The sequence below is a fragment of the Marinobacter sp. G11 genome (genome assembly GCF_021282325.1).
Classification (GTDB): Bacteria; Pseudomonadota; Gammaproteobacteria; order Pseudomonadales; family Oleiphilaceae; genus Marinobacter; species Marinobacter vinifirmus.
Map to the genome: position 1 here is coordinate 170,302 of NZ_JAJSPB010000004.1, position 14,829 is coordinate 185,130.

The 14,829-nt window shown below is 60.1% G+C and carries 13 protein-coding genes; 7 read left to right on the plus strand and 6 right to left on the minus strand.

All coding sequences use genetic code 11. From position 1 onward, the window contains the following. Positions 1–50: 50 nt before the first annotated feature. The 4 genes from LWH94_RS04360 to LWH94_RS04375 form a co-directional block, all read right to left on the minus strand. Positions 51–998, minus strand: coding sequence for a YbgA family protein (locus tag LWH94_RS04360; RefSeq protein ID WP_232901363.1), 948 nt, complete (start codon positions 996–998; stop codon positions 51–53). 97 nt (positions 999–1,095) lie between these two features. Further along, entirely contained in the window at positions 1,096–3,315 is a 2,220-nt protein-coding gene (locus LWH94_RS04365; protein ID WP_232901364.1) for a glycosyltransferase, read from the minus strand. Next, the gene (locus LWH94_RS04370; RefSeq protein ID WP_232901365.1) at positions 3,312–4,370 is read right to left on the minus strand and encodes a lysylphosphatidylglycerol synthase transmembrane domain-containing protein; all 1,059 of its coding nucleotides are present in this window, start codon (positions 4,368–4,370) and stop codon (positions 3,312–3,314) included. The genes LWH94_RS04365 and LWH94_RS04370 overlap by 4 nt, the downstream gene beginning before the upstream one ends. Positions 4,371–4,452: 82 nt before the next feature. Next, positions 4,453–5,463 carry a DUF6160 family protein gene (locus LWH94_RS04375; RefSeq protein ID WP_232901366.1) on the minus strand — a complete coding sequence of 337 codons (1,011 nt, stop codon included), beginning with the start codon at positions 5,461–5,463 and terminating at the stop codon, positions 4,453–4,455. A 251-nt stretch (positions 5,464–5,714) separates the two neighbouring features. Between LWH94_RS04375 and gloA the strand changes: the two genes are divergently transcribed. Then, the gene (gloA, locus tag LWH94_RS04380; protein ID WP_022989764.1) at positions 5,715–6,263 is read left to right on the plus strand and encodes a lactoylglutathione lyase; all 549 of its coding nucleotides are present in this window, start codon (positions 5,715–5,717) and stop codon (positions 6,261–6,263) included. 34 nt (positions 6,264–6,297) lie between these two features. Here the strand turns inward: gloA and LWH94_RS04385 are convergent, their stop codons facing one another. Then, positions 6,298–7,245 (minus strand): DMT family transporter, encoded by a 948-nt coding sequence (locus tag LWH94_RS04385; protein WP_232901367.1) that lies wholly within the window; start codon positions 7,243–7,245, stop codon positions 6,298–6,300. A gap of 103 nt (positions 7,246–7,348) precedes the next feature. Next, entirely contained in the window at positions 7,349–7,621 is a 273-nt protein-coding gene (locus tag LWH94_RS04390; RefSeq protein ID WP_058341622.1) for a ComEA family DNA-binding protein, read from the minus strand. Between the two features lie 649 nt (positions 7,622–8,270). Here LWH94_RS04390 and urtA point away from each other — a divergent pair. The 6 genes from urtA to LWH94_RS04420 all read left to right on the plus strand — a co-directional run bounded on the left by urtA (position 8,271) and on the right by LWH94_RS04420 (position 14,816). After that, a complete protein-coding gene (gene urtA, locus LWH94_RS04395) occupies positions 8,271–9,584 on the plus strand; it encodes an urea ABC transporter substrate-binding protein (RefSeq protein ID WP_232901368.1) in 1,314 nt (437 codons plus the stop codon). A 78-nt stretch (positions 9,585–9,662) separates the two neighbouring features. After that, the gene (gene urtB / locus LWH94_RS04400) at positions 9,663–11,267 is read left to right on the plus strand and encodes an urea ABC transporter permease subunit UrtB (RefSeq protein ID WP_232901369.1); all 1,605 of its coding nucleotides are present in this window, start codon (positions 9,663–9,665) and stop codon (positions 11,265–11,267) included. 3 nt (positions 11,268–11,270) lie between these two features. Continuing rightward, positions 11,271–12,404 carry an urea ABC transporter permease subunit UrtC gene (gene urtC, locus LWH94_RS04405; RefSeq protein ID WP_232901370.1) on the plus strand — a complete coding sequence of 378 codons (1,134 nt, stop codon included), beginning with the start codon at positions 11,271–11,273 and terminating at the stop codon, positions 12,402–12,404. Further along, positions 12,401–13,225, plus strand: coding sequence for an urea ABC transporter ATP-binding protein UrtD (urtD, locus tag LWH94_RS04410; RefSeq protein ID WP_232901371.1), 825 nt, complete (start codon positions 12,401–12,403; stop codon positions 13,223–13,225). Before urtC ends, urtD begins: the two co-directional genes overlap by 4 nt. Next, entirely contained in the window at positions 13,225–13,923 is a 699-nt protein-coding gene (gene urtE / locus LWH94_RS04415) for an urea ABC transporter ATP-binding subunit UrtE (RefSeq protein ID WP_094623767.1), read from the plus strand. Before urtD ends, urtE begins: the two co-directional genes overlap by 1 nt. Then, positions 13,920–14,816 carry an urease accessory protein UreD gene (locus LWH94_RS04420; protein ID WP_232901372.1) on the plus strand — a complete coding sequence of 299 codons (897 nt, stop codon included), beginning with the start codon at positions 13,920–13,922 and terminating at the stop codon, positions 14,814–14,816. Before urtE ends, LWH94_RS04420 begins: the two co-directional genes overlap by 4 nt. Positions 14,817–14,829 lie beyond the last annotated feature (13 nt).

A 14,829-nucleotide genomic window follows, 5' to 3' on the forward strand; every position in this document is an offset into this window, starting at 1 on the left:
ACGGGACAGGTGGTTCAACCATCTGCCCCGTTTTTGTTTGCGGAAACCGGTTATACGTTGTTTCGCAGCCCCAGCTCGTCCGGGTAGGGGGTCAGGTATTTCTGGGTGTGCAGGTAGTCTACCGGCTCCTTGCGCTGGGCCAGGCGCAGCAGCGTCATCGGCACCACCAGCGGGATCTCGCCCCGCCGGTAGGCTTCAATCTGCTCCAGCAGCACCGTTTTCTCTTCGGCGGACATGCCGTCTTTCAGGTAGCCCAGCAAATGCTGCATGGCATTCACGTGGGAGCCCCGGCTCACTTTCTGGGTCATGGCTTCCATAAAGCCGTGAATATAGCGCTCGGCAATCTGCGCCAGCGGCTCGGACTTCAAATCGGCCAGCATCGGCCCCAACTGGCGGTAGATCTTTTCAGAATGGGCCAGCAGGGTGAACTTGTGGCGCTGGTGGAACTCCAGCAGTGACTGCTTGGTGAGCTGGTCGCCGGCCACGTTCTGCATCCAGTCGTCGTAGGCGAACACACGCTCGATAAAGTTTTCCCGCAGCATGTCGTCGTGCAGGCGGCCCTCTTCTTCCACCGGCATCAGCGGGTAGGCTTTCATCAGGGCATCCGCGAACATGCCCCGGCCATCGCGATGCATGAAGGCGCCGTCGGCGTTATGGATCTTGATGCGTTCCATGCCGCAGCTGGGGGATTTCGCCATCAGGATATAGCCGCGCAGATTCTCCAGGGAGGGCAAAATCTGCTGGATGAAGTCCTGCATGGGTTGTGTGTGGTCTTTGGTGCCTTTGCTTTCAATCAGGTGCAGCCCGTCTTCGTGCTCGCGCAGGTGAATGGCCGGGCGGGGCACGCCAAGGCCCGCTTCCAGCTCCGGGCAGATAGAACGGAATTCGAAATGCTCAGACAGCACCTGGGTGCAGTATCGGGAATGTTTATGGCCGCCATCGTGGCGAACTTCCTTGCCGAGCAGGCAGGTGCTGATGCCAACAGGTATACCGCTCACAGGCTTCTCCAGTCTTGAAAGTGACGTTGCTGATACCGCTTACGTACTTTCAGTGTAAACCGATCAGGCGGCTGCGCCCAACACCGGGGTGGGCAGGTCAGTGTCGCTTTTGCCTGGCCGCCAGGCTGGTGGCGTAAATGCCACGGACATCCCGGGCAAACTGTTCGATGGAGTAGTCTGCGGCAAAGCTGCGGGCCTTGTCGGAGAGTTCTGCACGCAGTGCGTCATCTTCCAGCAGTTGCCGGGCCTTCTCGAGCCAGCGAGCCTGGTTCTCCGGTGTCTTGTAGCCATTCAGGCCATCGCGCACCACGTCTTCAATGCCACTGGCGCGAACAGCCACCACCGGCAAGCCGGCAGACATGGCCTCCAGGATGACCATGCCCTGGGTTTCGGATTTGGAGGCGAACAGAAAGGCATCCCCCAGGTTATACCAGAGCGCCATCTCCTCCGGTTGCACCGCACCGGCCAGGGTGAAATGGCTTGCCAGGCCCAGGCTTTCAATTTTTTTCTGAAGGCGGTCCCGCTGGTGCCCGTCGCCGATCATCAGGAAGCGGAACGGGACGCTGGTTTCTGTCCTCAGCTGGTCGATGGCTTCAATCATGAAGTCGATGTTTTTCTCGTTAGACAACCGCGCCACGCTGATGAAAACCTTCTCGTTGGTCAGCCCCAGTTTATTGCGCAGGGCGTCAACGTCGGCTTTTTCTACCGACTGAAAGCGCTGGTACTCGATGCCGGTGGGCTGCACAAAGGTGGGCGTGGTTACCCCGATCATGCGCAGGTATTCCTCGGTGGAGTAGGTGGGCACAATCACCCCATCGCAGCGGTTAGCGAAACGCTTGATCAACGCGTGAGAAATCAGGTTGCGGAACAGCATGCCGGGCAGGGGCACGAAGTGGGCATAGTGCTCCAGCCGGGTGTGGTAGGTGTAGATGGCCGGAACGCCGAGCTGGCGGGCCATAAACAGCCCCAGGCTGCCGAGCCAGAACGGATGATGGAGGTGAATCACATCAGGCCGGAACGCCCGAACCTGTTTGCGAATGCGGGCCAGGAAGATATTGGCCAGCCGGAACTCCCGTTTCTCGCCCATGGCCAGAAGCGAGGGCACTCGAACCACCGCATCTTCCTGGTCAGACTGGTCGCGGTATTTTGGCGCGACAACCAGGGTGCTGTCGCCCAGTTGCTCCAGCCCGTTGCGCAATCGTTCGATGGAAATCGGCACACCGCCAATGAACGGCAGGTAGTTGTTGGTAAACATGGCCACCCGTAACGGTTTCTCCAGCCAGGGCGTAGGGTCCAGGTCGTAGTCCGGATAGTAGTCTTTGCCGATGAAGATCACCTGGTACAGCTTGATGGTGATGGCCACAAACACGGACACAATCAGTATGAAGTTCAAAAAGCCGGTATAGAACAGGGAGTAGATAAAGAACCAGAAACCTTCCAGCCGTTTCCAGAGGGGGTGCTGGCCCACCTCGAGGCGCTGCATCTGGTGCTGCACCTCGCCGTTCGGCGAGACCGACACCTCAACGTAGTGGTAGAAGCTTTCTTCGGTGTTGAGTACCAGGCCTCCGGCGCCGCCGGTCGTGATGTAGGGAGTGCCGTCGATCTCCTGTTCGTCATACAGGGACAGGTTGGCGGAAAGCACCAGGGCGATTTCCTGCTCCTTCACCAGCTGCATCAACGCCTGGCGAAAGGCTTCCGGCTGCAAGTAGTCTTCTTTTCCGTCAAACAGGGTCGGGGTTTGCGGTTGCAACAGCGGGTGGCCAACAAACAGGATCTGGGCGTTACTGGTGTCGTGGGCCAGCAGGTCCCGCAGCCAGCGTATTTGCCAGCGCCAGGGTGTTTTGCCGGTGCTGTCGAGAAAAATCAGCCGGGTGTTGCCGGTGCGGATGCTGTAGAAGTGCGGGCCGAAGTGGTCGTAGAACCGGAAGCTGCCGAAGTCCTCGTATTCGTGGGCCCCGAAGGTGAGTAAGTAGGGAATCTCCAGGTGGCTCAGGGTGCCGTATAGCGCCCGGTACTTGTCTTCGCCACCGCCGCTGACCGCGTTGCCGGCGGAAACCAGAAAATCCAGGCCGGCCTGGTTCAGTTCCGGAATAAAGCGCCGCTCGAAAATGCCGACCGAATTGTTGATGTTGCCGACTACCGCAAAGCGGATACCTTCGCCGGGTGGTGTGCGCTGGTGGATTCGCTCCACCTGCTCGCTGTGCAGGGCTTCGAAATCCTGCTTGAAGAAATTCAGGTACACCTTGTAGCCGATCAAGGCCACGACAATTACCAGGCACAGGTAAAACAGGAGTTTCAGCGGGTTTCGTCGGGTCATGACACGCTCCGGTGGCTTTTGATCAGTTCCCTTTGCATCACCAGCAGGCCGATCAGCATACCCAGGTAGATCGTCAGAAAGCGCCAGGCAATGGTGACCAGCACCAGGTGGTTACCCGATAGGATATCCCGGAAGAAACTGCCGAACACCCCTTCGGAAATGCCGGAGGCGCCCGGGGTGGGTGAGAAGTACATGATGAAGGTTGTCACCACCAGCAGCCCCAGAGTGACCGGGTAATCCACCTCATAGCCCAGACCATGGATCAGCAGCGCCGGAAAGCTGAACAAACTGAGCAGGAACAGCGCGGTAAAGCCCACCGAGAGCAGTATATCGCGGGGGTTACCTTGCAGGTAATCGCTGAAGCACTGGGCAAACCGGAGCATTTCCCGGCGCAGTTTGAACTGCCACCGGTCGTGGCGGCAGGCGTTGATCAGGTGGGCCTTGCGAAGCCCGGCGATCAGGGCGCTCAGAGGGGCAATCAGCCAGCGGGTGCGGAGCAGCAGCACCGCAAAAAATCCCAGATACAGGGTTACGAACACGGCCAGGGCCGTGCCGACACCAGACGATAAGACCCCGCCATCGAGTGCGTCCAGCGTGAGCAGAAAGACCGGTGTCAGGGAGAAAATGAAGATCACCGCCAGTACCGTGCGAATCGTGGTGGCGGCTGTGGCGCGGGCAACCGGCACACCGTGGCGGGTCAGGTACCAGATCTGGGCAAAGCCACCACCCGTGGCCATGGGCGTGACGTTGGAGAAAAACAGGTTGATAAACACCAGCCGGAATACTTTGCGCAAGGGCAGCCGGTGGCCGAGCGCCCGAAGTGTGTAGTGCAGGCGCAGGCCATCGGCCAGGTAATACACCAGCAGCAGGGCCGCGGCCGGGATCAATAGTGTAGGGGAGAGCAGGCGGTTATCAAACTCGAAACTGCGGCCGGCAAAGCGGTCGTATACGGCATAGAGGCCTGCGCCGGTCATCAGCAGGAAGACCAGGCTGAACAACGTCAGCCTGCGCCAGGAGGTCCGTTTCTGGTAGTCGCTGTCAGTCTCGCTTGCCATTGCTCGCCCGCCGTATCAGGGCAGGCAGTTTACCCTGACCGGCGTGGGCCTTGTCCAGTGAACGGTGCCACGCGAGGTTCTATCAGTGCCCGTAAACCATCATAGTGGTGTCTGTAATGGCAAAATCGGTGAACTGCACCGTACCGATACTGGTGCCGCCAATCTTGAAAACCGGCATATCGATGTCCGCCCGGAACTCGACATCGTGAACGGACAGCCCGTCTTTGCCGGAGCCCGCGCTGGTGCCTTTCGCAAGGCGGGCGGTGGCATGGGCCATGCCGAAGTGGCCAAGGGTATCGTCGCCCCTGCGGTTGTGGATCTGCAGGCCTTCAATGCCGACGGCGGCGAAGTTGAACAGCAGGATAACGTCTGCCGCTTCCCAGTCCAGGCTGCCGTTGGTGATCTCAAAATGGGTATCAAGCTGCAGTTCCGAGCCGGAAACACTGTTGCCGTTGGCCAGGGTGCGGGTAGATGTGCCACCGTTACGAATCACCAGATCCGTAGGGCCGACATAGCCTTGCAGGAATATGTTGGAGAACAGGTTGGTGCTGCCTTCCGAGCCGGTGGTGGTCACGCTGTCGATGGCCAGTTCGAAGTCCACCGCTTGCAGGTAGTCGGCCAGGCTGGTCGGGTCGCCGTAATCGGTGGCGCCCAGGTGGATAACCAGGTCGCCGCTGTTGAATTTCTTGCCGTAACCGCCGGAGAGTGCGTGGCGGGCCAGGGCATCGGCAACATCGGGGTCAGAGCTGTCCAGCAGGCCGGCGTCTGCCCGGCGGGCGATTTCAGAGAAGCTGTGGGTCAGTACTTCGCCCTCACCGGCGATATCGACCGTCAGTTTCAGGTTATCGAGCACGGAATCGTTGTGGCCGGACAGCCGGATGCCGTTCACACCGAGCGTGCCCTCGTCGGTCCAGGTCAGGCTGTCGATGTTCAGCTTGGTTTCCAGCTCGATGGTGACCCCGGCCTGGCCGGTAACCGACGACATGGCTGAATCATTCAGCGGCTGGAAGTCAGCAGCGGCAGGCACGGGCAGCAAGCTGGCTGCGGCCAGTAACGTGCCGGCCAGTGGCAATTTGGAATAGGTGCGGTACATGTTGGCCCCGGGTTTCATTCGACAATTTGTTGTTGTTTTGACAAGCCCGCAGGGACAACACAACCAAGGCTGCGGTGGTTATTTGTTGTACAGGTGTACTTTAGGCGGGGAGGGCGCGGGTATCTGTGCGCTGTTTCACAAACCGGCTGGTCGCATGGGAGCGGTCTATGACCTTGAAATCCGCGCCAGCAGCACGCAGTTATAGGGATTGAATCCCAAAAATCACCCTCTAAACCAAAGGGGAAACCACGATGCCCAAGCATTTCGAGCAGGCGCCCGGTCTTTACGACGCTCCGGTACCGGAAACCGAAGGTTATGTGTTCAACCAGACCATGATGCGCATTAAAGAGCCTGAGCGCTCCCTGGACTTCTACACCCGGGTAATGGGGATGCGGCTGGTGCGTAAACTGGATTTCCCGGAAATGAAGTTCACGCTCTATTTCCTCGGCTACCTGGATGACAAACAGGCCCAATCTGTACCGGCAGACGATGCCCATCGCACAACCTATACCTTCGGGCGCGAAGCCATGCTGGAACTCACCCACAACTGGGGTACCGAAGACGATGCAGACTTCGCTTACCACAATGGCAACGACCAGCCCCAGGGCTTTGGCCACATCGGTGTTGCAGTGCCGGATGTTTACGCCGCGTGCGAGCGTTTCGAAAAACTGGGCGTGGAGTTTGTGAAGAAGCCGGACGACGGAAAGATGAAAGGCCTGGCCTTTATCAAAGACCCGGACGGCTACTGGATTGAAATCCTGCAGCCGAACATGCTGGAAAAACAGCGCAAAGACAGCTGATCTCTGCGCGTGTTAACCAGCGGTAGCCCCGGTATCAGTGCTCGGCACTGGTATCCGGGGATTTGCCATAATAGCGGGAGGCCACGATCACCGCTATGGTCAGAATCAGTGCTCCGGCAATACCGACAGGCCCCAACACTTCCCCCAGAATCACCCAGGCCAGTAGCGCCACAAAGAGCGGCTCCAGCGTTACGATAATGCTGGACAAGGTGGCAGGTGTGGTTTTTATACCGCTAAAAAAGCTTACATAGCCGATGCAGGTGGGCACCACGCCGATGTAGACAATCATCAGCCAGTGCTTCAGCCCCAGAGTGTCCAGCCCTTCAAACCCTCCACTGAATGCAACCACCGGCAACAGCAGTAACGCTGCCGTGGCAAAGCAGATAAACGCTGTTGTGAATACCGGTGTGCCGGCAGAGTTGTAACGGCTGGTCAGTGTGAAGCCGGTATAGACGGCGGCAGCCAGCAACGCCATCAGAATACCTGCCAGGCGTAGTGAACCGGCGGTATCCATATCGCTGACCACCAGCATGCCGGTGCCGGCAATGGCGGCGAGTGCTGCGATGACCGTCAGCAGGTTCGGTTTTTCCCCGAGAAGCGGCGCGGCCAGAATGGCCACCAGGACGGGCGGCAGGCACAGGGAAATCAGGGTGGCAATGCCAGCGCCGGTAAGGTCGACGGCCAGCAGGTAGCTGCCCTGGTAAAACGCCTGGAACAGGCCAAGGGCGGCCAATGGCAAAAAGGCTTTCAGGCCCAGCGAACGCAGCGAGCTGCCGGCAACCTGCTGGCCGGGGTGGGCGGCAAGCAGTTGCTTCTGCTCCCGGCGCATCAGCAGCCAGAAGAACGGCAGGGCAACCACCAGCCGAAGAAAACCGAGGGTGATGGCCTCAAGCTCTGTGCCGGTAAACAGAAACTTGGCAACAATGCCTGTGGTGGCCCAGAGCAGCGCGGCCAGGGCAATCAAAAGGGCGCCTTGAATCATCTGAATCTGCCGGATTGGTGTGGGTTGGCCGGCAAGGGTAGCAGCGGCAGCATGGCTGCGCCAGAGGGGCAGGGAAGGGCAGCCGGGGCTGCCCGACAGGGTCTTACTCTACGGCGAGCCGCTCGGCATTCTTCTCAACCGTACGGGCACCAATGCCTTTCACCTTGGCAAGCTCTTCGGTGGCGGAAAACGGGCCGTTTTCTTCGCGGTAAGTGATGATCGCCTGTGCCTTGGCTTCGCCAATACCGTTCAGCGAGGCCAGGGTAGCTACATCGGCTGTATTGATATTGATGGTTTCAGCTTCGTTGGCGTAGGCGAAGCCGGTGGCCAGGCTGAACAGCAAAACGAGGGTTGCCAGAAGGGCGTTGTGTTTCATCGGAGAACTCCTGAGTGTCGATAATGTTGTTATGAACAGTCAGGCATGACAGCGAGTGGTTGCTGGTAGGGCGGTAGGCTGGAGTTATCCGGTGAGCTTGGGCGGCAGGTGGGTGTTGGAGCCTGAGTGCACGGAATGGGACTACGATCCGTGTAGTCCCGACATTCCGTGGCTGACCCCTGCCTGATCCGTCAGGCGCGCATCATCCTGAGCACTTCGTCCTTGCATTCATCCTTGCAGCCCTGTCCTTCGGGCAACTCCTGAATCCGTGGAGTTTCCATCCCTGAGCCAACGTCCGTGCTGGCTTATCATCCCTGACAACCGCCATTTTACTGAACATGAGTGGGGGAAATACCGGACATCGGCTCGTTGGTGTGTGCGAGATGTCTTACATCGTTGTGAGTATTTCGGTGAATTTGGGTTCATGGTTTGGGTGCTGCGAGCGTCGTGCACACAAACAGCGCGCTTGGTTGCCCGGTGCACTGAATTGAAGCAAAGGTTAGTGCGCTATCTTGTGGCGCGATTACGAAATGAGCGCTGAATAATATATAACATAATGTTTTTAAAGTATTTTCTGTGGTGTTGGAACAGCTGATGCTATGGGGTTCAGGCGTTGACGACTCATAACCCAACGAAAAGGACGCACAACATGAGCATCAAAAAACACGTGAAACTGGGCCTCTCTGCATTGGCGCTGTCTGTCTCCCTCGGTTCCATCAATACCGCGTTTGCCGCCGAAGACCCCATCAAAGTGGGTATTCTCCATTCCCTGTCCGGCACCATGGCCATCAGTGAGACCGCGCTGAAAGACACCATGCTGATGCTGATTGAAAAGCAGAACGCCGCCGGTGGCGTACTTGGCCGCCAGCTGGAGCCGGTGGTGGTTGACCCGGCTTCCAACTGGCCGCTGTTCGCGGAGAAAGCCCGTGAGCTGCTGGAGAAAGAAAAGGTCGACGTGATCTTCGGTAACTGGACCTCGGTGTCCCGTAAATCCGTACTGCCAGTGGTTGAGGAACTGAACGGCCTGCTGTTCTACCCGGTTCAGTACGAGGGTGAGGAATCATCTGAAAACGTGTTCTACACCGGTGCGGCGCCCAACCAGCAGGCGATTCCGGCGGTGGATTACCTGATGAACGATCTGGGTGTTGAGCGCTGGGTGCTGGCGGGCACCGACTACGTTTACCCTCGCACCACCAACAAGATTCTGGAAACCTACCTGAAAGACAAAGGCGTGGCCGCCGGCGACATCATGATCAACTACACGCCTTTCGGCCACTCTGACTGGCAGACCATCGTGTCTGACATCAAGAAGTTCGGTAGCGCCGGCAAGAAGACCGCCGTGGTCTCCACCATCAACGGCGACGCCAACGTGCCCTTCTACCGTGAACTGGGCAACCAGGGCATTTCCGCCACCGACATTCCCGTGGTTGCGTTCTCCGTGGGTGAACAGGAACTCTCCGGCATCGACACCGCTCCGCTGGTTGGCCACCTGGCTGCCTGGAACTACTTCATGAGCGTGGATAACGACGCCAACTACGACTTCATCGACGCCTGGGTTGCCTACAAGGGCGACGATGCCGCCGTCACCAACGACCCGATGGAAGCCCACTACATCGGTTTCAACATGTACGTTGAAGCGGTCAAGAAAGCCGGCACCGCCGACGTGGATGAAGTGAAAGACGCCATCATCGGGGTGAGCGTGCCCAACCTCACCGGCGGCTACGCCACCATGATGCCGAACCATCACATCACCAAGCCGGTGCTGATTGGCGAGATCCAGGACAACGGCCAGTTCTCCGTAGTCTGGGAAACCCCGTCCACCGTGGCTGGCGATGCCTGGTCTGACTTCCTGCCGGGCTCCAAGGATCTGATCAGCGACTGGCGCGCGCCCCTGCGCTGCGGCAACTTCAACGTGGTCACCGGCAAGTGCGGTGGTGGCTCGGCTGACGTGGCCTCCAACTAAGCTCCAACCGGGCACAGCCGGGCAGGCCTGAGCCTGCCCGGCACCGCTCCCGAATTCCCAAGCCAACAGGAATGAATCATGAGCATTCACCGATTGCTCGCCAGGATGGTATTGGCTGTCTGTCTGGCCCTAGGGGCCACACTGGCGAATGCCCAGGCGCAGACCGATGCGCCCGAAGCGCTGTTGAAACGGCTCGTAGAAGCCGGGCAAGCTGAAAAAACCGACTTACTCAAAGCCCTCTCCGAAACCGGCGACGAACGCGCCCGGGGCTGGCTGGAAGCCGTTCGCGACGGCAAACTCGCGATGATTGAAGACACCGGTGCCCTGGTGATTGTGGTTAACAACCGGGGCCGTAACTGGCAGATCGCCGACGCCCTCACCGGCGAAGACCTGGGTGAAATGTCGCGCCGTGATCTGCAAAGCCTGCGGGTGAACAACGCCCTGCGGGCCGACATCGAGGGCATCCTCTCGGTTATCGACCTGACCGTGGCCGACCCAGGCCAACGCCTTGATGCCGCGCGCAATCTGCTGGGCGAAGTGAATGAAGCGCTGGCCACCCAGCTGCAGGCCCGTTTGCAGGTGGAAGACAACGGCCAGGTGCGTGACATGCTCACCAATGCCCTGGCCATTTACCAGGTGGAGCAGGGCGATGTTGAGGCGGTAGCCACTTTGTCTGGCAGCCTGAACCCGACTGTGCGTGCCGCCCTGAATAATGCCGTTAACAGCGATGACCCTGCGCTGGCGGCTGCGGCCGAGAAAGCCCTGGCCAGCATTGAGCAGAAACTGAAACTCAACCGCGCTGCCGAAACCCTGTATTTTGGCCTGTCCCTCGGCTCGGTACTGGTACTGGCCGCCATTGGCCTCGCCATCACCTTTGGTGTGATGGGCGTGATCAACATGGCCCATGGCGAGCTGATCATGCTCGGTGCCTACACCACCTGGGGCATGCAGCAACTGTTCCCGGGCCAGCCTGGCCTGGCCCTGATCCTGTCCATCCCGGCCGGATTCCTGGTGGCGGCGCTGGCGGGCATCGCCATTGAGCGCAGCGTGATCCAGTACCTGAAAGGCCGCCCGCTGGAAACCCTGCTGGCCACCTTCGGTATCAGCCTGATTCTTCAGCAACTGGTGCGTACCGTGATTTCTCCGCTCAACCGCAGCGTGGTGACCCCGGAGTGGATGAGCGGTTCGATCATGATCAACGAAGCCTTATCCCTCACCCTGAACCGCCTGTACGTGATTGGCTTTGCCCTGGTGGTATTCGCCGGGCTGATGCTGATCATGCGCAAGACTCGCCTGGGGCTGGAAGTCCGTGCTGTTACCCAGAACCGGGCCATGGCCCGCTCCATGGGCATTAAAGCCACCAAAGTGGACATCATGACCTTCGCCCTGGGCTCCGGTGTGGCCGGGCTGGCGGGCGTGGCCCTGTCGCAGATCACCAACGTGGGCCCCAACCTGGGCCAGAACTACATCATCGACTCGTTCATGGTGGTGGTGTTCGGTGGTGTGGGCAATCTCTGGGGCACCCTCATTGCCGGGCTTTCCCTCGGCACCATCAACCAGCTGCTGGAACCCTGGGCGGGTGCGGTCCTCGCCAAAATCATGGTGCTGGTGCTGATCATCCTGTTCATTCAAAAGCGGCCACGCGGGCTATTCCCGCAGAAAGGCCGGGCGGCGGAGGGCTGAGTTATGGCGACATCACAAACCTGGCTGCTCCGGCCCTTCCAGGAGCGTTCCACCCAAGTTTTCCTTGGTGTGCTGTTCGCCGCCCTGGTGGTGGTTACCTTCCTGCATCTGTTTATGCCGGAAGACAGTGCCCTGCATGTAAGTGCTTACACCGTTACCCTTTTGGGTAAGTACCTGTGCTACGCCCTGCTGGCGGTGGCGGTGGACCTGGTGTGGGGTTATCTGGGCATTCTCAGTCTGGGCCACGGCGCCTTCTTTGCCCTCGGCGGCTACGCCATGGGCATGTACCTGATGCGCCAGATCGGTGATCGCGGCGTGTATGGCGATCCTGTGTTGCCGGACTTCATGGTGTTCCTGAACTGGCAGGAGTTGCCCTGGTACTGGCAGGGCTTCGATATGGCCTGGTTCGCCTTCATCATGGTGCTGCTGGCGCCGGGCCTGCTGGCGCTGGTGTTCGGCTTCCTGGCCTTCCGCTCCCGGGTAACCGGCGTATACCTCTCCATCATCACCCAGGCACTCACCTTTGCGTTGATGCTGGCGTTCTTCCGCAACGAGATGGGCTTCGGTGGCAACAACGGCCTGACCGATTTCAAAGACATCCTCGGCTTCAACCTGCGCAGCGACGCCACCCGACTTGGCCTTTTCCTGGCGACCGGCATCGCGCTGGCAGTGGGCTATGTCGTGTGCCGTGCCATTGTGACCAGCAAGCTGGGCCGGGTCAGCGTGGCCTGCCGCGATGCCGAAGCCCGTACCCGGTTCCTGGGTTACCGGGTGGAGCGGGTGCAGCTGTTTGTGTTCGTGGTCTCCGCCATGCTGGCGGGTGTGGCCGGCGCGTTGTATGTGCCACAGGTGGGCATCATCAACCCCAGCGAATTCTCGCCGCTGTTCTCCATCGAAATCGTGGTGTGGGTCGCCCTCGGTGGCCGCGCCACCCTATACGGCGCGGTGATTGGCGCCATCCTGGTGAACTACGCCAAAACCGTGTTCACGGGCATCATGCCGGACGCCTGGCTGTTTGCCCTGGGTGCGCTGTTCGTGCTGGTGACTGTGTTCCTGCCGAAGGGCATTGCTGGCCTGCTACAGAAACGCCGCCAGAAGGACGATGACCAACCCGGCGCTCAGGAGGCCACAGCATGAGCATCTTTGAACAACTCACTAACCGGGACCAGGTGTTCGATTTTCTCACCCCCGTGGCGTCGCCGGTCGACGTGCGCCACGGGCCGATCCTGTACATGGAAGACGTGAGTGTGAGTTTCGATGGCTTCAAGGCCATCAACAACCTCAACCTCACCATCGACGACGGCGAACTGCGTTGCATCATCGGTCCCAACGGGGCGGGCAAAACCACCATGATGGACATCATCACCGGTAAAACCCGGCCCGATACCGGCTCGGTGTGGTTCGGCAGCCGCCACAACCTGCTGCGCATGAACGAGCCGGACATTGCCACCCTGGGCATTGGTCGCAAGTTCCAGAAGCCCACCGTGTTTGAGGCCCTGACCGTATTCGAAAACCTCGAACTGGCCATGGCAGCCGACAAACGCATCCTGCCCACCCTGACCGCCATCATGACCGCGGAATACCGGGACCGGATTGACGAAATCCTGGAAATGATCGGTTTGCAGGCGCTGCGCGACAAACCCGCCGGCATCCTCTCCCACGGCCAGAAACAATGGCTGGAGATCGGCATGCTGCTGATGCAGAAACCCCGGCTGCTGCTGGTGGATGAACCCGTGGCCGGCATGACCGAACAGGAAATGGAACGCACCGCCGAGTTGCTCACCAGTCTCGCGGGCAAACAGTCCGTGGTGGTGGTAGAGCACGACATGGGCTTCGTGCGCTCCATCGCCCGCAAAGTCACGGTACTGCACCAGGGCAGTGTGCTGGCCGAAGGCACCATGGGCCAGGTCTCCAACGACCCGGACGTGATCAAGGTGTATCTCGGGGAGGAGGCCTGATGCTCAAGATTGAAAAGCTCAACCAGTTCTACGGCGAAAGCCACACTCTCTGGGATCTGGAGCTGGACGTGCCCCAGGGCCAGTGTACCTGCGTGATGGGCCGCAACGGCGTAGGCAAGACCACTCTGATGAAATGCATCATGGGCGAGGAAACCGTGAAAAGCGGTGCCATCGAGTTTGCCCAGGATGTGGAACTTACCAAAAAGAAAATCGAGGACCGCTCCCGCCTGGGCATCGGCTACGTGCCCCAGGGCCGGCAGATTTTCCCACTGCTTACCGTGGAGGAAAACCTGCGCACCGGCCTGGCGGTGCGGGCCGATGGCAGTAAGCAAATCCCCGAGCGCATCTACGAACTCTTCCCGGTGCTGAAAGAAATGAAACACCGCCGCGGCGGCGACCTCTCCGGCGGCCAGCAGCAACAGCTGGCCATTGGCCGGGCGCTGGTGATTGAGCCGAGGCTGCTGATCCTCGACGAGCCGGGGGAGGGCATCCAGCCCAACATCGTGGCCCAGATTGGCGAGGTGATTCGTCGGTTGATTGAAGAAGACGGCCTGACTGTGCTGCTGGTGGAGCAGAAACTGCCGTTTGCCCGCAAATACGCCGACCGCTTCGCCATCCTCGACCGGGGCCGGCGTGTGGCGGAAGGCGATATTACCGGGCTGACCGATGAACTCATCAAACAGCACCTGACCGTATGACCGCCTACCAAGCCATCGACCGCCACGCCTCCGGCCACCGTTTCGACACGGAACGGCGCTGGGCGGCGGCCCTGGAACTGGGCTTTGAAGCCCGCGCCGAGAGCGAACCGGCGCCGGTAACCCGGTTGGTGCGCCGGCGCCACCATGGTCCATTGCGGGTGCAGCGCCCCTTCTACCCGGAGGGCAAAACCGGCTGCTGCCACGTGTACCTGCTGCATCCCCCGGGTGGTCTGGTGAGCGGCGACGAACTGCGCATCGAAGCCTCTGTGGCCGAGGGTGGCCACGCGCTTCTGACCACCCCGGCCGCGGCGAAACTGTACAAGGCCGACAGCCATGGCGTGGCCTGGGGTCAGCACACCCGGTTGCAGGTAGCCAAAGACGCGATCCTGGAATACCTGCCCCAGGAAACCATCGCCTTCGACGGCTCCCGTGGTTTGCAAACCACCACCATTGAACTGGCAGCCGGCGCTCGCACCCTGGGCTGGGAAGTGCTCGCGCTGGGCCGCCCGGCCAGCGACCTGCCGTTTGGCACCGGCGAACTGGAACAGCGTTTCCATTTAAGCCTGGACGGCCAACCGCTGTGGCTGGAACGCCAGTTGCTGGACCCGAAACACCGCCGGTTCAACGGTCCCTGGGGCCAGGGCGGCGCCACTGTACAGGCCACCCTCTGGGCCGTCGGCCTGGACGACGAAGCCGCCGCCATCGAAGTGCTGAGAGAGCAGTTACCAGGCCACAACCGCTGGGCCGTCACCCGGCGCCGGGGCGTGTTGCTCTTGCGCTACCTTGGCACCGAACGCAACGAAGCCTGGGCCCTGTGCGAACAGGCCTGGCACCTGCTGCGCCCCATGCTCGCAAGCGTACCGGCCCACACACCCAGAATCTGGCTTACCTGACGCATACGAGACA